The sequence below is a fragment of the Arthrobacter sp. P4_H3 genome (assembly GCF_056400885.1).
In genome coordinates this window covers 99,927-119,598 of sequence record NZ_JBFUKK010000006.1, presented here as the reverse complement: position 1 = coordinate 119,598, position 19,672 = coordinate 99,927, and the positions used below count along the sequence as shown (strand labels likewise).

The following is a 19,672-nucleotide window of genomic DNA, read 5'->3' as shown; positions in this document are numbered from 1 at the left end:
GAAAAACCGGCAGGAAGTGAGAGAGCGTCCTAGGCTTTGGCCTCCGCTTTGGCCTCTTCCACCAGTGACTCGACGGCGGCGAACAGCGGGTGCCCGGGCGTCAGGCCCGTCACCTTCTCGGTCGCTTCCGCCGCCGTGGACGACGCCACGATCTTGGCCAGCTCGGTCGCTTCGGCGTCCGCGGGATCGTTGAAGCGCAGGGCGGCCGCGATGGCTCCCAGCAGCGCTTCGGGCACGATTCCGCGTTCGGCCAGTTCCGCCGCCGGGCCGATGAACCGTTCGTGCCGGCTGAGCTTGCGCAGCGGTGCCCGGCCTACGCGGTTCACGGTGTCCGGCAGGTGCGGGTTGCTAAAGCGGCCCAGGATCTTCTCGACGTAGGCTTCCTGCTCGTCGCGGTTGAAGCCGTGCTTGTGGATCAGCAGTTCCTTGGTTTCGTCCAGCACGGCGCGCACATCGGCGGCGACGTCCTGGTCGGCCATGGCCTCCGAGATCTTGCCAAGCCCTGCTTCGAACCCGAAGTAGGCTGCCGAGGCGTGCCCGGTGTTCACGGTGAAGAGCTTCCGCTCGATGTAGGGTTCCAGGTTGTCCACGAACGTCGCCCCCGGGATGACCGGGGCGTTTCCCCCAAAGGGCGTGCGGTCGATAACCCACTCGTAGAAGGTCTCCACGGTGACGTCCAGGCCCTTGCCGGGCTCCTGGTTCGGGACGATCCGGTCCACGGCCGTGTTCGCGAAAACGGCCGCGGACTCGAGCTCGCCGGCGGCGGAATCCCACTGCGCCGCCACTTCGTCCCGCAGGATGTCCGTGGCGTTGATGGCATTCTCGCACGCCATCACCTGCAGCGGTGCCAGCCCGGCGGCCCGTGCGGCGATGCCTTTGGCGATCACCGGGGCCACGAACTTCAGGATGTGGGGACCCACCGCGGTGGTGACCACGTCGGCCGTCGCGATTTCCGCCACGACGTCCGCTTCCTGGGTGCCGGAGTTCAGCGCCCGGAAGTTGTCCACGGTCCGGACCGTGGGGTCCTCCCCCACCTCGTGGACGTCGTAGCTGCCTGCGGCGGCGAGCTCCGAGATCAGATCTTCAGCGACGTCGGCGAACACGAGCTCGTAGCCTGCCTGGTGCAACAGCAGTCCCACAAAGCCGCGGCCGATGTTCCCGGCCCCAAAATGAACAGCCTTCACTATGCGTTGACCTTCCCGAACAGTTCCAGTACTTCGTCTACCGTGGTGGCGGCCTCAAGCTGGGCCACCTGGGCCTTGTTGGTGAAGACCTTCGCGATGGAGGACAGGATGTGCAGGTGCTCGTTGTTGATCCCGGCGACGCCAACCACGAACTTGACCTCCTTGCCGTTCCAGTCGATGCCGTTCGGGTAGCGGATCACGGATACGGCGGACTTCATGATGTGGTCCTTCGCGGCGTTGGTGCCGTGCGGTATAGCCAGGAAGCTGCCCATGTACGTGGACACGGATTCCTCGCGTTCGTGCATGGCATCGATGTAACCGCTGTCCACGGCGCCGCGGTCCAGCAGCAGCCGGCCCGCTTCGTCGATGGCGGCGTCACGGGTGGTTGCCGTGCCGTTGAGGATCACACTGTCAGCCACCAGGATGTCCGACGGCGGGACGGCCTCAGCAGGTGCCGCGGCCGCAGGCGCCGCAACGGCGGCTCCGGCGTCGGCAGCTCCTTCGGTGTTGCTGCTCTTGACCAGCTCCACGATCTCGTCATAGCGCGGGCTGTTCATGAAGTTGTCCACGGACACGTGCACGGCACTGGCCGTGGCGGGCTTTGCCCGCTCGGTCAGGTCCTGGTGCGTAATGACAACATCGTAGGTGTCGCTCAGGTTGGCGATGGCGGAGTTCGTGACCTTGACCTCCGGGAAGCCGGCGGCCTTGATCTTGTTGCGCAGCACCGAGGCGCCCATGGCGCTGGAACCCATGCCGGCGTCGCACGCGAACACGATGTTCCGGATGGGACCTGCCATGACGGCGGTGGCCGCGCCTGCGCCGGTCAGGGCGGAGGAAACGGAGCTCTTCTTGCCCTTCATGGATTCCATCCGGGAGGTGGCGGCGCTGAGGCTGTCCTCCTCGGTTTCACCCACGGGGGTCTTGCTGGCCTTCAGGATCACCGAGGCGATGAGGAAGGACACCGTGGCGGCGAGCAGCACGGACAGCGCCACCCCGAAGTAGCTGTCACTGGCGGTCGCGGCAAACACGGCGAGGATGCTGCCCGGGGCCGCCGGGGAGCGCAGGCCGGCGCCGGTGAGCACCAAAGTGAAGATGCCGGTCATGCCGCCGCCGATCGCGGCCAGGATGATGATGGGCTTCATCAGCACGAACGGGAAGTAGATTTCGTGGATGCCGCCAACAAACTGGATGAGGGCGGCACCGGGGGCTGACGCCTTGGCCAGGCCTTTGCCAAAGAACATGTACGCAAGCAGGATGCCCACGCCGGGGCCGGGGTTGGCTTCGAGCAGGAACAGGATGGATTTGCCGTTTTGCAGTGCCTGTTCCGTGCCCAGCGGCGTCAGGATGCCGTGGTTGACGGCGTTGTTCAGGAACAGCACCTTGGCCGGTTCGATGAAGATGCTGGTGAACGGCAGCAGGCCGTTGTTGACCAGGAATTCGACGACGGAACTGGCGCCGTTGCTGAAGGCCTTGACCACCGGCCCGATCACCAGCATGCCCACGATGGCCATGGCGGCTGCCACGATCCCCGCGGTGAAGTTGTCGATGAGCATCTCGAAGCCCGGCTTGACCCGGCCTTCCCAGATCTTGTCCAGCTTCTTCATGATCCACGCCGTCAGCGGCCCCATGATCATGGCACCGATGAACATGGGGATGTCAGTGCCCATAATCACGCCCATTGTCGCGACTGCGCCCACAACGCCGCCGCGGATGCCGTGGACAATCCGGCCACCGGTGAAGCCGATCAGGAGGGGCAGGAGGTAGGTGATCATTGGCCCAACGAGCTTGGCCAGTTCCTCATTGGGAGTAAAGCCAGCCGGAATGAAGAAGGCCGTGATGATGCCCCAGGCGATGAAGGCCCCCATGTTGGGCATGATCATGCCGGACAGGAACGTCCCGAACCTCTGGACGTGAACCCGCATGCTTGTAGGGGGTTTTGCAACTGTCTCTGTTGCCATGTGATTTCCTAACCGTGATTCCTGCTGCACCGCAGGATGGTCCGATATTTTCGATGACTAGCTGGTGGAACTGGTGGAGATCCGGTGGAGCCATTCGAGAAAGAGCTTGAGTTCCGAGCTGGAAAGCTGGTCCGAGTGCGATGCCTGGAGCGCGGCGTTCAGGGCGATCGCCGCCACCACCACCGACGACTTGCCGGAGTCTTCCGGAGTGCCGCTGGCCTGCTCCGCGGACACCGCGAAGATCATGGCGTCCCGGGTCATGGTGGACAGTTCAAGGTTGCGTTCGGCGGCAGGCTCGGCGATGAGCATGAGCGTCACGCCCACGTTCGCCGCCAGGATGCTCCTGGCCGCTTCACGCGGCTGGACGTTCAGCTGACCTGCCACGGCCGCTTTGTTCAGCATTTCCTCCATGAGCGCCTCGGCATCGGCAACGATGGCCGGGCGGCTCTCTGGGCGAATGTTGCCAAACATGACCAGGTAAAGTTCCGGCTGGTTCAGCCCGAACTGCACATGGTTGTCCCACATCCGCCGGATATCTTCCAGCGGATGTCCGGACGGGGCGAAGTCGCGTTCACCTGCCACGTATTCTTCAAAACCTGCCGTTACGACGGCGTCGAACAGCCCTTCCTTGTCACCGAAGTGGTGATACAGGGTAGGGGCTGTAACCCCTGCCAGCTGCGTGATCTGGCGGGTGGATACCGACGCTCCCGCTGAGTTGGCCAGCAACTCGGCTGCTGCACGCAACAGCCTCAGTTTGGGCGGTAGCTGGCCATCGAAACTCATAACCGCTACCCTATCACCTATAGCAACGCTATATGAACTGCATCACATACAATTTTTTCAGGCACCGCAAAACACCGTCGGGACGTAGCAGTCGCGGCAATCTGGGCAATCGCCCAGGCAACGAACGGCGGGCCTGCTTATCGGCAGAGAATGAGGACCTTCAGTGCAGAACTTCCCAGGAGTAGGCGTCAGCCCCGGCCGCATCATCGGCACCATCCGCCAAATGCCCAAGCCGATCAGCGAACCGCCGGCAGGCGAACAGCTGCCCGCCGGCGTCACAGCCGAGGACGCAACAGCAGCGCTCAAGGCTGCCTCGCAGGCCGTCCACGACGAACTGAAGGGCCGCGCCGCACACGCCACCGGAGACGGCAAGGCCGTTCTGGAGGCAACGGCACTGATGGCCAAGGACACCATGCTGATCAAGGGCGCGGCCAAACTCGTGGCCCGCGGACTCTCGACCGAACGCGCCATCTGGGAATCCGGATCCTCCGTCTCTGAAATGCTTCACAACCTGGGCGGCTACATGGCGGAACGTGCCACCGACGTCCTGGATGTACGCGCCCGGATTGTGGCCGAACTTCGCGGCGTCGCTGCGCCCGGCATTCCCTCCTCCAGCACACCCTTTGTACTCGTGGCCGAGGACCTGGCGCCGGCCGACACCGCCACCCTGGACCCGAACAAGGTCCTGGCACTCGTCACTGCGGGCGGCGGCCCCCAGTCCCACACCGCCATCATTGCGCGTTCGCTTGGCCTGCCTGCTGTGGTCGCCGCACTGGGCGTGGACGAGCTCCCGGACGGCACGGAAGTCTATGTGGACGGCGCCGCGGGCACCATCACGTCCGATCCCGACGACTCGCTGCGTGCCGCAGCGGATGCCTGGGCGGCTACGGCCTCCCTGCTGGCCGAGTTCAGCGGCACGGGCACGACGGCGGACGGTCACCTGGTACCCCTCCTTGCCAACGTCGGTGGCGGCAAGGACGCCGTGGCGGCCGCCAAGCTGGGCGCCCAGGGCGTGGGCCTGTTCCGCACCGAATTCTGCTTCCTGGAACGGGACTCCGAGCCCACTGTGGAGGAACAGGCCGCGGCCTATAAGAGCGTATTTGACGCGTTCCCGGGCAAGAAGGTGGTTCTGCGCACCCTCGACGCCGGCGCCGACAAGCCCCTCCCGTTCCTGACCGATTCCACGGAGCCCAACCCGGCCCTGGGCGTCCGCGGCTACCGCACGGACTTCACTACGCCCGGCGTCCTGGACCGCCAGCTGGAAGCCATCGCCCTGGCCGAGAAACAGTCCGAAGCAGACGTGTGGGTCATGGCTCCGATGATTTCGACGGCGGAGGAAGCGGCCCGTTTCGCCTCGATGTGCGCCGACGCCGGCATCAAGACTCCCGGCGTGATGGTGGAGGTCCCCTCCGCAGCACTCACAGCCGAGGCCATCCTGCGGGAAGTGGGCTTCGCCAGCCTGGGCACCAACGACCTCACCCAGTACGCCATGGCCGCCGACCGTCAGCTCGGTCCGCTGGCGGCACTCAACACTCCGTGGCAGCCGGCCGTGCTCCGCCTTGTCGGCCTCACCGTCGAAGGATCACGGGCCGAAGGCCACAACAAGCCCGTTGGCGTCTGCGGCGAGGCTGCGGCGGACCCCGCCCTCGCCGTCGTACTGACCGGCCTCGGCGTTACCACCCTGTCCATGACCGCACGCTCGCTCGCGGCCGTGGCTGCGGTGCTCAAGACCGTCACGCTGGCCGAAGCGCAGCAACTGGCCAAGCTCGCCCTCTCCGCACCGAGCGCCACCGAGGCCCGGGCCTGGGTGCGCGAAAAGCTGCCTGTACTCAACGAACTCGGCCTCTAACCGACGCCGCCCACCGCCGAAACCCATCAGGAGAAGTAATGCCCGAACGTACCGCAACCATCGCCAGCCGCTCCGGACTCCACGCCCGCCCTGCCGCACTTTTCGCCGAAGCGGCAGGCAATGCCGGCGTTGAGGTCACCATTTCCATGCAGGGCGAACCGGCGGACGAGGCCCTCGACGCCGCCAGCATCCTTTCGCTCATGACACTGGGGGCGGCCAAGGGAGACGTCGTGGTGCTGCGTGCCGACGGCGACGGCGCCGACCAGGCGCTGGATGCGTTGGTCACCCTTTTGGAGACCGACCTCGACGCCGAATAGCGGCGCTGCCGGGAAGGGGGCGCGGCAGTGAACGCGGAAGGCTGAGGCGATGGCTTCCATGGACGGAACCGTGGCGCTGGTGACAGGCGCGGCGAGCGGACTGGGAAATGCTGTGGCAACCGGCCTTGCGCGCGAAGGCGCCTTGGTCGTGGTGGTCGGGCGCTCCACAGCGCGGGCGGAAGAGGCAATACAGGGCATTCGCCGGCTCGTCCCTGCCGCCCTGCTGGAGCCACTGGCCTGTGACCTCTCAGTCCAGTCCTCGATCCGTACGGCGGCGGCTGAGTTCCTGTCCCGCCATGACAGGCTGGACGTGCTCGTCAACGCAGCGGGTGTGTTTCGCAAGGAGCGCCAGGTGACCCCCGACGGGCTCGAATTGACCTTCGCCACCAACGTGATGGCGTACTTCCTGCTGACCAACCTCCTGCTGGACGCGCTCAAACTCACAGGAGGATCCACGGGGACCGCGGACCGGCCGTCCGCGCCGGCGCGCACGCCCCGCATCGTGAATATCGCGTCCAAGTACGGCAGCACCAAACTCCACTTCGACGATCTCCAAACTGCCAAAGGGCGGTATAGCTACCTACGCTCAACGCCGCCCACCATGCTTGCCCGCGTTCTCCTCACCCAAGAGTTCGCTGAGCGCCTGCGCGGCTCGGACGTGGTGGCGAATGCCGTCCACCCGGGGCTGGTGAAGAACACCTCGTTGCTGCAAGACGTCGGGGGTCCTTTCCGCTGGATCACGAACACCTTCGGCGCGCCGGCCGAGAAGGCGGCCGACACAGCGCTCTGGCTCGCCACCTCACGGGAAGCAGGGGCGGTCTCCGGAAAGCTCTGGGCAAAGCGCAGGGAGCTCCCCACCCCCGGCATGGGATCGGACTCCGAAGTCCGCACGCGGCTGTGGGACGAGTGCTCGCATCTGGCCGGGCTACCGTGAAATTGTGCCAGGTCCGGCGGAACGGGTACCAGGAACTCAGGGCCGGGCCGCTTGGCCGACGGTGGCCGTAACGAATCCGGCCGGGGATTGCCGCCGTCGGGTTTCGGACCCGAAGTTGCGGTGATCCTCGAGGTTCAAGCCGAAGGCTGCCACGAATTCCGCGGCGCTGGCTCTGGCCGGAGGCGTGTTGTCGATCCCGAAGCGCCGATACGGCAGCCGGCTATAGACGAGCAGCTTCGGGATGCCCCACAGATAAGCCACGATCCCCACAGGCAGGAGTGCCACCTGGATCACGCGAAACAAGACAGCCGCACCCAGGACGGACATACCGCGATGATTACTGCCCATGGGCTGTGCATTCTTTGCGTGCTGCGGCTGCGGTCGCGCCTTCGACGGCGGTGGTGACGCTAGGATTTCCGCATGGCATTGATTGCTCCCCGCGTGACGGCCGGGCTCCCCGGCGACGAAGCCCTGAAACTGAAGCATGCGCTCAACGGCAGCCACGACATCACCGTGTTTGTGGACGGCACGGTGCACCGGCTACCGCCCCAGGCGCGGGACGCCGTCGTGGACCTCCTGAGCCGGTTCAGCCGCGGCGAAGCGGTGACCGTCAGCAGCGTTGAGGAAGTGCTCACCACTTCCCAGGCCGCGGAACTTGCCGGGATCTCGCACACGTACCTTCGCAATATGACGGACCGCGGCGAAATTCCGGTGGAGTACCGCGGTACGCACCGACGGATCCGGTTGGCTGCCATCATGGAATGGCTGGAGACTCAGAAGAAAAGCAAGGCGTCCGACGGCGGCGGCGAGCAGGTTTGATTTAGCGTGGGTACGCAATTTGTGAAGCAGTGATAAGGATCAAGCAACGATCCCGGGTAACCGCCAAAAGCCCCCAAAGGCCGGGGTTACCCTTTATTTGTGGGTAAGTTCAGAGGGTGGCACATCGTGGCGGGGTTCGCCGCAATGCTGCTGACTGCCGCCCTCGGAACGGCCATGGGCCTGAACAACACCGCCGCCTTTATGGCCAGCTGCGTGGCCTTCGTCGCGGTCGCCAAGGGCATGGAGAGCCACCTTGCCCGGCGCCGCCGGGAAGCTGCCGCCCGCATTCAGGGGCAAGGCCAGAGGCAAGACCCGGGCGGTACAGCCAGGGCACTTGACGTCGACAAGTCCGAGCGCGACGGCAGGGCATGACTGCCTCCGAACGACCATCTGATCCGTGGATAGCCATTGACACGGATCTAACCGTCTCACCAGACTTGTTAGCGATAACATACTGCCGATGACCCGTTGGTCCGGCGCGAAAGGGATGCGATGCGCACTGAGATCAGCGAAACGACCGGACTGACCGGCCACACGGTAACCGGCGGTGCCGCGCCGGAAGTGAACTGGGCCGGGAACTACCGCTACACGGCAGCTGCGATCCACCGGCCGCGCACCCTCGAGGAGGTCCAGGACGTCGTGGCCGGCGCCTCGAAAATCCGCGCGCTCGGCTCCCGGCACTCCTTCAACGCCATCGCCGACTCCCCCGGTTCCCTGATCTCGCTCGAAGACCTGGACCCCGGTATCCGGATCGACCCCGCAGCGCGGACCGTCACGGTCTCCGGCGGAACCCGCTACGGAACACTCGCGGAAAAGCTGGAGTCCAACGGTTATGCGCTGCCCAACCTGGCTTCCCTCCCCCACATCTCCATTGCCGGGGCCATCGCAACCGCAACCCACGGTTCGGGTGATGCCAACGGAAACCTGGCAACGTCCGTCGCCGCGCTGGAAATTGTGGCAGCGGACGGAACCGTCCACCACCTCGGCCGGGGCAGCTCGCCCGACTTTGACGGCGCGGTGGTCGGCCTCGGCGCACTGGGCGTCGTCACCAAGGTGACGCTGGACATCGAACCCACGTTCGCGGTGCGGCAGGACGTCTTTGAAGCGCTTCCCTGGCAGACGGTGCTGGAGAATTTCGACGCCGCCACCTCCAGCGCCTACAGCGTCAGCCTGTTTACGGACTGGAGCGGCGACGCCGTCGCCCAGGCCTGGCTCAAGAGCCGCGTATCCGGCACTGCCAGCGGCGCCGCGGCAGTCGAAGCGGCGTTCGCTGGCGGCACCTTCTTCGGCGGCACACGGGCCACCGTCGCCCGGCATCCGCTGCCCGGCGTCTCGGCCGAGAACTGCACGGAACAGCTCGGCGTCCCCGGGCCGTGGTCCGAGCGCCTGGCGCACTTCCGGATGGCCTTTACGCCCAGCAGCGGCGACGAGCTCCAGAGCGAATTCTTCGTCCGGCGCGAGCACGCCGCAGCCGCCATCTCGGAGCTGCGCGCCCTCTCGCCCCGCATCACTCCGCTGCTGCACGTGTCGGAGATCCGCACCGTGGCGGCCGACCAGCTGTGGCTCAGCACCGCCCACGGCCAGGATTCCGTGGGGTTCCACTTCACCTGGAAGCAAAGGCAGGCGGACGTGGAGGAACTGCTCCCTGTCATGGAAGAGGCGCTGGCACCGTTCAACGCGCGGCCGCACTGGGCCAAGCTGTTCCACGCGGACGCTGACTCCGTGTCCGCGCTCTACCCGCGCTTTGCCGACTTCACGGACCTCGCGGAGCGGATGGACCCGGAGCACAAATTCCGCAACGAATTCCTGGCCCGGAAGGTCTTCGGCAAGTAGCCAGGTGCGGGCGCCGGACCGAGCGCACCACCGGCCGCCAGGCGGTTGCCACGCTAGATCCGCGGCCGCCCGGACCAACGGCGGGCTTTAAGCGCGGCGTGGAGTTCCAGCCGGACCATCCCCTTCAGCGGGTCGACGCCGAGCACCTGCCGGATGCGCCCCAGCCGGTTGTAGATGCTGCTCCGGTGCAGATGCAGCTTCGTGGCGACATCCTGGACCGAACCGTCATTGTCGTAGAGGAGTTCCAGCACGGGCAGCAGCTCACCGTTCCGGTCGTGGTCCTCGAGCATCCGCGAGTACACGGATCCGGCGTCGGCCCACGCGCCGGCACCGCCCCCGGCCGAGGCCAGCAGCTGGTACACGCCCGTCGCCCGGCAATCCACCAGTTCGCCCAGCTGGGGATCCACTGCGGCAGCCTGGGCCGCCTGCTTCGACTCCCGGTAGGCATCCGCCAGTTCGCGCGGCTTGGCGAACCCTTCACTCGTCCCCAGGATGATCCGGTGGACGGGGCGCCCGGACCGCTTGGCGAGCTCCAACTGGTAGTGGACCAGGACCTGCGCGTGGGCCGCGCGGCCAACAGATTCCCGGAAGAGGACCACGGCATGGGTTTCGGTGCCTGCACTGAAGAGCGCCGCATCCACGCCGATGGTGGCCTGCAGCGCGGCTGAGCGGTGGATCAGCGTGGACGCGATGGGGTCCGATCCCTCTGACCAGCCGTCGGCGTCAAGCACCGTGACGAGCTGCCACGGGCCGCGCCCCTGGACTTCCTTCCAGCCGGCCACGGCGGCCACGGCGTTGGCCTCGCCGCGGCAGGCACTCAGGAACTCCTGTTCCCTGCGGCGCCGGAACTCCGATTCGGCCGTGTTGGATTCAAGCAGCAGCCCGGACAGCAGTTCGAGTTCGTCCCGGACGCTGGGCAACTGGGTGAGGATCGCCGTCGCGCTTTGGTCCTCAATGTCCTGCTGCACCCACAGGTAGCCGACGCGGAAACCGCGCACCAGCAGCGGCACGCAGACGCGCCCCAGCATGCCCAGCTCCTCGTTGGCGGGAACGACGACGGGACGCACGGCCGTCGCGATTCCGTGCGACAGCTGCCACGCCTTCACGTCCACCGGCACTCGTTTGCTCAGGAGGAAGTTCACCCGGACCCGGTCCGCGTGGGACTGGTTGGAGCTGTAGGCGAGCAAAACGCCGTCGAGATCCTCGAGCGAAAGTCCCCGGCCGAGCTTCACGGCCACCTGCTCAACGAGCTGTTCCACATCCTGCTGGTGCATGGTTGCCACCTTACTGCCCTGTGCCGGCGGACCGTGAACGGACACCAGGCGACACCTGACGCTTCACGCCTCGACAGATGTCGAGGCGACAAAACCAAAAACCCCGGAAGTACGCGGAACGTGCAGTCGCCCGGCTGGCGGCGTCCTGTCAGCTACCTCACATGCGGATTTATTCTGGAAGTACAGATTCCCCGCACGTCCGGCCCACAAAGCCCCCAACGATGGAGCCCCAAATGATCATCGGTGTCCCCAAAGAGATCAAGAACAACGAATTCCGCGTCGCCATCACCGCCGCCGGCGTCCACGAGTTCCGCACCCACGGCCACACCGTCCTGGTCGAGCGCGGCGCAGGCCTGGGTTCGGGCATCACCGACGAGGAATACGCCATCGCCGGCGCCGAGATCGTCGCCGACGCTGACGATGTCTGGGACCGCGCCGACATGGTCATGAAGGTCAAGGAACCCATCGCCGCGGAATACCACCGGTTCCGCAAGGGCCTGATCCTCTTCACCTACCTCCACCTCGCCGCCGAACCCGAACTCACCAGCGAGCTCATCAACTCCGGCGTCACCGCGATCGCCTACGAGACCGTCCAGGAAGGCCGCACCCTTCCCCTGCTCGCCCCGATGTCCGAGGTCGCAGGACGCCTCTCCGTCCAGGTTGGCGCCACCTCCCTGATGGCCCCCGCCGGCGGCAAGGGCGTGCTCCTCGGCGGCGTCCCCGGCGTCCGCCCGGCCAAGGTGGTTGTCCTGGGCGCCGGCGTTGCCGGCACCAACGCCGCCGCCATGGCCCTGGGCCTCGGCGCGGACGTCACCATCCTGGACATCAACATCAACCGCCTGCGCGAACTCGACGCCCAGTACCAGGGCCGCCTGAAGACCGTCGCGTCCAACAAGTACGAGATCGAAAAATCCGTGGTGGACGCGGACCTGGTCATCGGCTCCGTGCTGATCCCGGGAGCCAAGGCACCCAAGCTGGTCACCAACGAGCTCGTCTCCCGGATGAAGCCCGGCTCCGTCCTCGTCGACATCGCCGTGGACCAGGGCGGCTGCTTCGAAGACACCCGCCCCACCACGCACCAGGAACCCACGTACAAGGTCCACAACACGATCTTCTACTGCGTCGCCAACATGCCCGGCGCCGTCCCCAACACGTCCACGTACGCACTCACCAACGTGACCCTGCGCTACGGCGTGGCCCTGGCCAACCTCGGCGTGAAGGCCGCGTTCGAGAAGGACCCCGCCCTCGCAGCCGGCCTCAACATCGCCGCCGGCCACGTCGCCCACCACTCGGTCTCCGAGGCGCATAACCTGCCCCTCGTAGCTGACTGGCACGAACTGGTCTCCGCGTAAGTACACCGCCGCCTGAACGGCGGCCATCCCCGCGTGCTCGCTCCTTCGTCGCTTAGACGCACGCTTCCGGATGGCCGCCGTTCAGCCGTTAATGGGGTTACGCCGAGCCAGTTCCCGTGCTTTTTCTATTATTTTGAGGACTTCGACCGGGCCTGCCGGGTCCACTGGCAGCGGCAGCGGCGAGACTGCTCCGCCGTCGTTGATCTTGTCCGCAAGGATCCGGTAGAACTCCGGGTACGCCCCGCGTTCGGTGGGCAGGCGGTCCAGGTGGCCGTCGCGGCCCAGGAGCCCGGCCCAGTCCTTGTCTTCAATGCCGTACTCGGCGTCGAGCGGGCTGCCGCCGGCCGCGATGTACGGCTCCTGCGGGTCGATTCCGTGCTTCGTGTAGCCGCCTTCTGATCCGAGGAGCCGGTAGCGGGGTCCCTGCTGGGGGCACAGCATGTTCATCCACAGGTGGCTCACGACGCCGGAATCATGCCGCAGGGCCACGAACACGTCGTCGTCGGTCTTTTCGCCCTGCCGCCGCGCCTGGAGTTCGGCGTGCGTCACGGTGGCGGGACCGAACAGCTGCAGCGACTGGTCAATCAGGTGCGTCCCGAGGTCGAAGAGGACGCCGCCGCCGTCGTCCGCCGTGGCGTCCGCCTTCCACGCCTTGGAGACTTCCGGGGACCAGCGTTCGAACCGCGACTCGAACCGGGTGAGCTTGCCCAGGATGCTGCTTTCCACCAGGCCCTTCACCGTGAGGTAATCGCCGTCCCAGCGGCGGTTTTGGAAGACAGTGAGCACGCGGCCCAGCCGGGCGGCCAGGTCCAACAGTTCCCGACCCTCGGCGCTGCGCACCGCAAACGGCTTGTCGACGACGACGTCGAGGCCCGCCTCGAGCGCGGCCTTCGCCAGCGGATAGTGTGTGGCCGGCGGCGTCCCGAGGACGATGAGGTCAAGGTCACCTGCGAGCGCCAAGACGTCAGCGGGCGTGTCAACGAGCCGCGCACCGGGGTGGCTGCCGGCCGCGTCAGCCTGCCTTCCGGCGTCGGACGTTGAAATCACGTCCAGGGAGTACGCCGGGTTCGTTGCGATCAGCGGTGTGTGGAACACACGGCCGGACAATCCGTATCCGGCAACGGCCGCGCGGATCGCAGGCTTGCCCGGGGCGGCGCTGGGGGTTGCTGCTGTGCTCATGGACCTACGCTACCCCCGGACGCTCTCCCACTTCCTGCAGCTTTCCACCGAACGCTCTCTCACATACTTTGCGGAAATTCGCGTGAAGTGAGAGAGGGTTGCCGAAAAGCGCACGAAAAGTGAGAGAGCGTCGGAAGTTGGGGCCCGATGGCGAAGCGTCAGCTCGGCGTTGGTCTTCCGCTTCGCGGCAGGACTACACGGCTGCTACTTCTTTTCCCAGCCGATGGTGGTCCAGTCCGGAACCTGCGAGCCGCTCTTGAACAGGGACGGGCCGTAGTTCGCCAGGCCGGTGCGCACGAACGAAATCTGCGGTCCGTTCATCACCACGCCCATGGAGAAGTACTTGGCCATGTGCTTCTTTTCAACTTCCATGGCGGCCTTGTTGCGCTCGGTGTTGTCCTCAATGGAGCTGAGCTTCTTGATCTCGGCATCCAGCTCGGCGTCGCCGAGTCCGTTTTCGTTGGTCTTGGAGTCGTAGAACTGCTTGACGGTGTCCGTTGCGTCGGCGCCCACCCCGTACCCGGAGACACTCAGGAAGAAGTCGCGGCTGCCCAGTACCTTGCCGAAGTCGGCGGAAGCGCGCTGGTCGATTCCCACGTCCATGCCGCCGGCCTGGAGCTGCTTTTGCAGGGTCTGTGCGAACGCCAGCGTGGTGGGGTCATCACCGAAGTTGCTGATTTTGAAGGCCGCCGGAGCGCCGTCCTTCTCCATGATGCCTGCGGCGTTGGGCTTGTAGCCGGCGTCGGTCAAGACCTTCTTGGCGGCCTCAGGACCGGTTTCCGTGGCCGGGTAGTTGTCCTGGTAGTACTTGGAAAACGGGAGCAGCATCATCGAACCGGAGCTGGGCTCTTCCCAGTTCAGCCCATTGAACCGGACCTTGCGAAGCGCTTCGCGGTCCACGGCTGTGAAGATCGCCTTGCGGATCGCAACGTCGTTCATGGGGGCCTTCTGGGCGTTGAGGTTCAGCCCGCCGGCAAACAGCCGCTGGCCGCGGCGGACCTCGGAGTTCTTGGTGCCGTCGAGCTGCTTGTACAGCGCGATGGTGTTGGCGGAAATGCCGTCGATTTCGCCGTTCTTGAACGCTGCGATCGAGGCGCTGGTCTCCAGCTGGCGGAAGACGACCTTGTCGAGGACCGGCTTGGCACCCCACCACTTGTCGTTCTGGGCCAGGGTCACGGTCTTTGCGGCGCTGTCGTACTTGTCCACTTTGAACGGGCCGGCCATCCACTCCGGGTGCATCTCACCGGTGAAACCGGTGTTGAAGATCTCCGGCGTGTTCACGGCCGGGTGGATGAGGCCCGCGAAGAGGGCATCGAGCGGGTAGACCGGCTGGGTGGTGGTGACCACGACTTCCTTGTCGCTGGACCCGGCCTTGACGGAATCAACGAACTCGTAGGCCCCGGAGCTGACGACGTCGATGTCCTTGTTCTCGCCCTTGAGCATGTTCCAGGTGTTCTGGAAGGCCTTGACGTCAATCGGCGTGCCGTCGTTGTACGTCGCTTTCTCGTTCACCTTGATGGTGATGGTCTGCTTGCCGTCCTTGACCTCGCTCTTGACGTCCTCGCAGAAATCCTTGTTCGGCGTGGCCGTGCCGTCGAAGTCGAAGTTCCAGCAGCCCCAGGTGCCCGCGCCGTCGATGGGACGGTGCAGGGCCGTGTTGTCTCCGCTGTTGCCGGTGCTGGAAAAACCATTGAAGTCCGGGCCGATGCTGCCCAGCGGAAGCGTCACGGTGCCGCCCGGTTCCAGGTCCTTGGCATCCTTGGCGTTGATGCTGATCAGCTTGGTGAGGTCGCTGCCGGCGTCCTGGCCCTTGCCGGCGTCAGGGCCGGAAGGGGTGCCGCCTCCGCCGCAGCCGGTGAGCGCGAGCGCTGCCGTAACGGCGGCCACCCCGCCAATCTTGGTCAGATTCTTCATCGTTTTCCCTTCATTCTTGGTGCGAGATTTGGTGCTTGGGGATTCGGCAAGTCATGGGGTTTCGTGGACCACCAGCATGTCCGCGTCCAGCTCGCCGTCGGGAAAGAAGCAGGCGAACTGCTGGTCCGGCGCGGTCTGGGCCGCTTGCGGAGAGGCGACCGGTTCCAGCGGTGGCTCGAGCGTAAGGCATTTTTCCTGCTTCGCGGCAGGCAGCGCGGCGAACACGGGGCAACGCGTAGCGAAGTTGCAGCCCTTCGGCGCATCCAGCGGCGACGGGAGGTCGCCCTGCAGGATGATGCGTTCGCGCGTCCGTTCAACCTGCGGATCCGGCACCGGAATCGCAGACAGGAGTGCACGCGTGTAGGGGTGGCGCGGGTTGTCGAAGACGCTGTCCACGTCGCCGATTTCCACGATCTTGCCCAGGTACATCACTGCCACGCGGTTCGAGATGTGCCGCACAACGGACAGGTCGTGGGCAACCATGAGGTAGCTCAGGCCGAGTTCTGCGCGGAGCTTGTCCAGGAGGTTGATCACGCCTGCCTGAACCGAGACGTCCAGCGCGGACACGGGCTCATCGAGGACCACCAGCTTGGGGTTGACCGCGAGGGCGCGGGCAATGCCGATCCGCTGCCGCTGGCCGCCGGAGAACTGGTTGGGGAAGCGGTTGACGTGGTCCGGCTGCAGGCCCACGAGCTTCATCAGCTCCATGATCCGTTTCCTGATGGCCGGTTTGTCCATGCCCTGGTTCTCCAGGGGCTCCGCCAGGACTTCGTAAACCGTGAATCGCGGATCAAGCGCGCCGGTGGGGTCCTGGAACACCATCTGGAGCTCCTTGCGCATGGCGTTCTTGGTCCTGGCATCGGAGGCTGCCTTGTTGCTCAGCCCGCCGATGGTTACCTCGCCGTCCTGGTCCTTGTGGAATTCCATGATTTCCAGCAGCGTGGTGGTTTTGCCGCAACCGGACTCGCCAACGATCGAGAAGCACTCGCCCTCGCGGATGTCGAAGCTCAGCCCGTCCACTGCCTTCACCGTGCCGATACGGCGCTTGATGAGCGCGCCTTTCAGCAGCGGAAAGTGCTTGCGGACGTCCTTCAGCTCAAGGACCTTCTTGCGTTCGAGCCGGGGAACAGCGTCGAAACGGGAGACCGGAACGGCGGGGGCGTGGAAGATCTCGTGGACGTCCACTTCGGCGCCAAGGAAGTCGGTCTTGATGCACGCAGCCTGGTGCGTCCCGCTGACGGGCAGCCCGTTCACTCCGTCCCGCGGACCATCGACCGGCCACAGCTCCGGTTCACCCTGCAGGCAGGCGTCGCCGGCGAGGGGGCACCGGGGTGCGAAGGGGCATCCAGTGGGCTTGTGGACGAGGTTCGGCGGAATGCCTTCGATTGGCACCAGCGAGATCTTCTCCGAGTTGTCCACGCGGGGCACTGCACCCAGCAGGCCCATGGTGTAGGGCATCCGAGGGTTGTAGTAGATGTCGTCAACGCTGCCGGTCTCCACCGGCTTTCCGGCGTACATCACCATGATGTCGTCGGCCATGCCGGCCACCACTCCGAGGTCGTGCGTGATCATCACGACGGCGGCGCCGGTCTCCTCCTGCGCGGCGTGGAGCACCTCCAGCACCTGCGCCTGGATGGTGACGTCCAGGGCCGTCGTCGGCTCATCCGCTATGAGCACGCGCGGGTTGTTGGCGATCGCGATGGCGATCATGACCCGCTGGCGCATGCCGCCGGAGAATTCGTGCGGGAACGCCTTCAGGCGGTCCTTCGGGCTGGGAATGCCGACCATGCGAAGAAGTTCGACGGCGCGGGCTTCGGTAGCCTGTTTGCTCATCTTCGGGTGGTGGACCGTGAGTCCTTCGATGATCTGGTGGCCCACCGTATACACCGGGGTCAGGGAAGAGAGGGGATCCTGGAAGACCATCGCGATGTCGTTGCCGCGGTACTTGCACATGGCCTTGTCGCTGAGGCCCAGCAGTTCCTTCCCGTTCAACCGCACCGAGCCGGTGATCTTGGCAGTAGCGGGCAGCAGGCCCATGATGGCCAGGGACGTCACGGATTTCCCCGAACCGGACTCACCGACGATGCCCAGCGTCTTGCCGGGCAGGAGGTCGAAGCCAACGCCCCGGACCGCGTGGACCACGCCGTTTTCCGAGTTGAACCGGACATTCAGGTCCCGGACTGAAAGGACGGCATCCGCCGGGGCATAACCTGGGGCGTGCAGCCCGGCGACGTGCAGGCGCTCTGCCACGGAATCGGCGGTGCGCTCTGTGCTGGCCGTGGTTTCGCTGCTCATTTGCTGTTCTTCTTTGCGGTCTTCTGTGTCTTGCTCCTGTTGGCGCTGCCAATAGAGCCGGAGCTGGGGTCGAACGCGTCGCGCAGGCCGTCGTTCATCATGGCCAGCGACCCCGTCAGGAGGAACATGACCATTAGCGGAACCCAGAACATCCAGGGAAAGGTGGCGACCTGCGACGTGGCCTGCCCGATCAGCACGCCCAGGCTGACGTCCGGCACCTTGATGCCAATGCCGATGAAGGAGAAAGCGACCTCTGCCAGGATGGCGCCGGTGACGCCACGGGTGATGTCCAGGACCAGCAGCGAGCCGATGTTGGGGACCAGGTGCCGCCAGACGATCCGGCGGGCGGGGATACCCATGTACTGGGCTGCTTTGACGAAGTCCCGCTGCATGAGCGACATCGAAAGCGAACGGATCAGGCGGGCCGTGCCCATCCAGCTGAAGACCAGCAGGACGATGATCAACAGCAGCCAGCTGGGGAGGTTTTCCTGCAGGCCGTTACCCCCGCCGCTGGTGGCCACTGCCACCACCAGGAGCGCCGGCATCATGATCAGTGCTTCGAGGATGAACAGCATGACCTTGTCCACTTTGCCGCCGAAGTAGGCCATGGTGCAGCCGTAGATGGCGGCGATCAGCACTGAGGCCAGCCCGACCACCAGGCCAATGAGGATCGAGATCCGCGCACCCTCCACCGTGAGGGCATAGAGGTCGATGCCGGCCTGCGAGGTCCCCAGGAGGTGATCCGCGGACGGCGGCATCCCGATGTTGAAGGGGTCGATGGTTTCCTTGTCCCACGGGGTGAAATAGCCCCCCACGAAGGAAAAGACCGTCAGGGCGAGAAAAATGGCCAGGCCGGCCACGGCTGTCTTGTTCCGGAGGAAACGCCGCAGGATGATCGCGGACTTGGCGATCACGACGTCGTCGTTCTCAATCTTTGCTTCCTCCGCGACGGCGGCGGGGTCGATCGCATTCAGGTTGGTCATGGTCACTGCACCCGCACTCTCGGGTCGACAAGGGTGGTGGCGAAGTCCGCGAGGATGGCACCGATCGCGAAGATCACCGAGCCGTAGGCCAGGGTAGCAGTGGCCGCGTTCACGTCCTGCAGGGCGATGGCGTCAATGGACCAGGAGCCCACGCCGTGCCAGGCGAAGATCTTCTCGGCAAAGAAGCCGCCGGCGAAGATGGCGGGGATGGTGAACGCGATGCTTTGCGCCACCGGGATAAATGAGACCCGCAGCGCGTGGCGGGTGATGGCCTGGTTCCGGGTGAGACCCTTGGCCCGTGCCGTGCGGACGAAGTCGGCGTTGACGTTGTCCAGCAGATACTGGCGCTGGGCGATCTGGTACGTGCCCCAGCCCACGATGGTGATGGCGAACGTCGGCACGGCGTAGTGGGCCAGCATGTCCACGAACTGGACCCAGCCATTGCCCTCCAGCCCCGGAGTGGATATGCCGGTGACGAACAGAAGTCGTTCGCCGACCGTCTCGTTGATGTTGATGGCGCCGAGCTGGACCAGGAAGTAGGCGATCGGCGCGGGCACGATGTACACGAGATAGCTGTAGGACGTAATGACACGGTCTTGGAACTTGTACTGTCGCGCGGCCGTGTAGACGCCCAGCGCGACCCCGATGATGAGGGTGAGCACGATGGAGGCCAGGAACAGCCGGGTGGAGATCCACACCCGGTCACCGAACTCCGCGTTGATAAAGGCACCGTTGGGGCTTCGTCCCCAGTCCCAGCGCGTGACGACCGCCGTAAGCCAGTCAATGTAGCGTTCCCACGGGGTGAGGGCCGGGTCCAGGCCCTTGAGCCGGAAAGAGTTGGCCACCTGCTCGGGAGTCGGCCGTGGAACGCGTTCCTGTTCCAGCAGCGCGGGCTGCAGGGTGCTGACCGCCAGGAAGTACCCCGCCGTGGTGGTCAGGAAGATCATCAGCAGGTAGGTGGCTGCCCGTTTGGCGAGGTACCGGAACATGTCTGCCTA

At 65.5% G+C, this 19,672-nt stretch carries 17 protein-coding genes; 7 read left to right on the top strand and 10 right to left on the bottom strand.

Annotated elements, in window-relative coordinates:
• Positions 1-29 precede the first annotated feature (29 nt).
• The 3 genes from AC1DRE_RS10995 to AC1DRE_RS10985 are packed head-to-tail and all read right to left on the bottom strand — an operon-like array spanning position 30 to position 3,925.
• The gene (locus tag AC1DRE_RS10995) at positions 30-1,184 is read right to left on the bottom strand and encodes a mannitol-1-phosphate 5-dehydrogenase (protein WP_476984668.1); all 1,155 of its coding nucleotides are present in this window, start codon (positions 1,182-1,184) and stop codon (positions 30-32) included.
• Positions 1,184-3,142, bottom strand: coding sequence for a PTS mannitol transporter subunit IICBA (locus tag AC1DRE_RS10990; RefSeq protein ID WP_476984667.1), 1,959 nt, complete (start codon positions 3,140-3,142; stop codon positions 1,184-1,186). Before AC1DRE_RS10990 ends, AC1DRE_RS10995 begins: the two co-directional genes overlap by 1 nt.
• Before the next feature lie 57 nt (positions 3,143-3,199).
• Positions 3,200-3,925, bottom strand: coding sequence for a TetR/AcrR family transcriptional regulator (locus AC1DRE_RS10985; RefSeq protein WP_476984666.1), 726 nt, complete (start codon positions 3,923-3,925; stop codon positions 3,200-3,202).
• A 163-nt stretch (positions 3,926-4,088) separates the two neighbouring features.
• On the opposite strand from AC1DRE_RS10985, the gene ptsP reads away from it, so the two are divergent.
• From ptsP to AC1DRE_RS10970, 3 genes are read left to right on the top strand one after another with little or no spacing between them, the layout of a single operon-like run.
• Positions 4,089-5,774 (top strand): phosphoenolpyruvate--protein phosphotransferase, encoded by a 1,686-nt coding sequence (gene ptsP / locus AC1DRE_RS10980; protein ID WP_476984665.1) that lies wholly within the window; start codon positions 4,089-4,091, stop codon positions 5,772-5,774.
• Between the two features lie 38 nt (positions 5,775-5,812).
• Complete coding sequence (locus AC1DRE_RS10975) at positions 5,813-6,091, top strand: HPr family phosphocarrier protein (RefSeq protein ID WP_104175133.1); 279 nt, start codon at positions 5,813-5,815, stop codon at positions 6,089-6,091.
• A 49-nt stretch (positions 6,092-6,140) separates the two neighbouring features.
• Entirely contained in the window at positions 6,141-7,025 is an 885-nt protein-coding gene (locus AC1DRE_RS10970) for an SDR family NAD(P)-dependent oxidoreductase (protein WP_476984664.1), read from the top strand.
• A 36-nt stretch (positions 7,026-7,061) separates the two neighbouring features.
• On the opposite strand, the gene AC1DRE_RS10965 is transcribed toward AC1DRE_RS10970, so the two are convergent.
• Positions 7,062-7,352 (bottom strand): hypothetical protein, encoded by a 291-nt coding sequence (locus tag AC1DRE_RS10965; protein WP_476984663.1) that lies wholly within the window; start codon positions 7,350-7,352, stop codon positions 7,062-7,064.
• A gap of 93 nt (positions 7,353-7,445) precedes the next feature.
• Here AC1DRE_RS10965 and AC1DRE_RS10960 point away from each other — a divergent pair, with 93 nt between their 5' ends.
• The 3 genes from AC1DRE_RS10960 (at position 7,446) to AC1DRE_RS10950 (ending at position 9,677) form a co-directional block, all read left to right on the top strand.
• Entirely contained in the window at positions 7,446-7,844 is a 399-nt protein-coding gene (locus AC1DRE_RS10960) for a helix-turn-helix domain-containing protein (protein WP_476984662.1), read from the top strand.
• A gap of 99 nt (positions 7,845-7,943) precedes the next feature.
• A complete protein-coding gene (locus AC1DRE_RS10955) occupies positions 7,944-8,216 on the top strand; it encodes a hypothetical protein (protein WP_476984661.1) in 273 nt (90 codons plus the stop codon).
• A gap of 120 nt (positions 8,217-8,336) precedes the next feature.
• Positions 8,337-9,677, top strand: a complete 1,341-nt coding sequence (locus tag AC1DRE_RS10950; RefSeq protein WP_476984660.1) for an FAD-binding protein — start codon at positions 8,337-8,339, stop codon at positions 9,675-9,677.
• Positions 9,678-9,730: 53 nt separating this feature from the next.
• Here AC1DRE_RS10950 and AC1DRE_RS10945 read toward each other — a convergent pair whose 3' ends face one another.
• A complete protein-coding gene (locus AC1DRE_RS10945) occupies positions 9,731-10,951 on the bottom strand; it encodes a PucR family transcriptional regulator (protein ID WP_476984659.1) in 1,221 nt (406 codons plus the stop codon).
• Between the two features lie 233 nt (positions 10,952-11,184).
• On the opposite strand from AC1DRE_RS10945, the gene ald reads away from it, so the two are divergent.
• Positions 11,185-12,303, top strand: a complete 1,119-nt coding sequence (ald, locus tag AC1DRE_RS10940) for an alanine dehydrogenase (protein ID WP_476984658.1) — start codon at positions 11,185-11,187, stop codon at positions 12,301-12,303.
• 81 nt (positions 12,304-12,384) lie between these two features.
• On the opposite strand, the gene AC1DRE_RS10935 is transcribed toward ald, so the two are convergent.
• The 5 genes from AC1DRE_RS10935 to AC1DRE_RS10915 all read right to left on the bottom strand — a co-directional run bounded on the left by AC1DRE_RS10935 (position 12,385) and on the right by AC1DRE_RS10915 (position 19,663).
• Positions 12,385-13,482 carry a Gfo/Idh/MocA family protein gene (locus AC1DRE_RS10935; RefSeq protein WP_476984657.1) on the bottom strand — a complete coding sequence of 366 codons (1,098 nt, stop codon included), beginning with the start codon at positions 13,480-13,482 and terminating at the stop codon, positions 12,385-12,387.
• Positions 13,483-13,686: 204 nt separating this feature from the next.
• Complete coding sequence (locus tag AC1DRE_RS10930) at positions 13,687-15,396, bottom strand: ABC transporter family substrate-binding protein (RefSeq protein WP_476984656.1); 1,710 nt, start codon at positions 15,394-15,396, stop codon at positions 13,687-13,689.
• A gap of 51 nt (positions 15,397-15,447) precedes the next feature.
• Positions 15,448-17,691 carry a dipeptide ABC transporter ATP-binding protein gene (locus tag AC1DRE_RS10925; RefSeq protein ID WP_476984655.1) on the bottom strand — a complete coding sequence of 748 codons (2,244 nt, stop codon included), beginning with the start codon at positions 17,689-17,691 and terminating at the stop codon, positions 15,448-15,450.
• A complete protein-coding gene (locus AC1DRE_RS10920; protein ID WP_476984654.1) occupies positions 17,688-18,674 on the bottom strand; it encodes an ABC transporter permease in 987 nt (328 codons plus the stop codon). The genes AC1DRE_RS10925 and AC1DRE_RS10920 overlap by 4 nt, the downstream gene beginning before the upstream one ends.
• Before the next feature lie 2 nt (positions 18,675-18,676).
• Positions 18,677-19,663: an ABC transporter permease gene (locus tag AC1DRE_RS10915; RefSeq protein ID WP_476984653.1), complete on the bottom strand. Its 987-nt coding sequence runs from the start codon at positions 19,661-19,663 to the stop codon at positions 18,677-18,679.
• Positions 19,664-19,672: the final 9 nt, after the last annotated feature.

Coding starts and splice junctions, on each gene's coding strand:
- AC1DRE_RS10960 (WP_476984662.1), top strand. CDS start 7,446: ATGGCATTGATTGCTCCCCGCGTGACGGCCGGGCTCCCCGGCGACGAA.
- AC1DRE_RS10985 (WP_476984666.1), bottom strand. CDS start 3,925: ATGAGTTTCGATGGCCAGCTACCGCCCAAACTGAGGCTGTTGCGTGCA.
- AC1DRE_RS10970 (WP_476984664.1), top strand. CDS start 6,141: ATGGCTTCCATGGACGGAACCGTGGCGCTGGTGACAGGCGCGGCGAGC.
- AC1DRE_RS10920 (WP_476984654.1), bottom strand. CDS start 18,674: ATGACCAACCTGAATGCGATCGACCCCGCCGCCGTCGCGGAGGAAGCA.
- AC1DRE_RS10990 (WP_476984667.1), bottom strand. CDS start 3,142: ATGGCAACAGAGACAGTTGCAAAACCCCCTACAAGCATGCGGGTTCAC.
- AC1DRE_RS10925 (WP_476984655.1), bottom strand. CDS start 17,691: ATGAGCAGCGAAACCACGGCCAGCACAGAGCGCACCGCCGATTCCGTG.
- AC1DRE_RS10930 (WP_476984656.1), bottom strand. CDS start 15,396: ATGAAGAATCTGACCAAGATTGGCGGGGTGGCCGCCGTTACGGCAGCG.
- AC1DRE_RS10935 (WP_476984657.1), bottom strand. CDS start 13,482: ATGAGCACAGCAGCAACCCCCAGCGCCGCCCCGGGCAAGCCTGCGATC.
- AC1DRE_RS10915 (WP_476984653.1), bottom strand. CDS start 19,663: ATGTTCCGGTACCTCGCCAAACGGGCAGCCACCTACCTGCTGATGATC.
- AC1DRE_RS10945 (WP_476984659.1), bottom strand. CDS start 10,951: ATGCACCAGCAGGATGTGGAACAGCTCGTTGAGCAGGTGGCCGTGAAG.
- AC1DRE_RS10975 (WP_104175133.1), top strand. CDS start 5,813: ATGCCCGAACGTACCGCAACCATCGCCAGCCGCTCCGGACTCCACGCC.
- AC1DRE_RS10965 (WP_476984663.1), bottom strand. CDS start 7,352: ATGTCCGTCCTGGGTGCGGCTGTCTTGTTTCGCGTGATCCAGGTGGCA.
- ald (WP_476984658.1), top strand. CDS start 11,185: ATGATCATCGGTGTCCCCAAAGAGATCAAGAACAACGAATTCCGCGTC.
- AC1DRE_RS10950 (WP_476984660.1), top strand. CDS start 8,337: ATGCGCACTGAGATCAGCGAAACGACCGGACTGACCGGCCACACGGTA.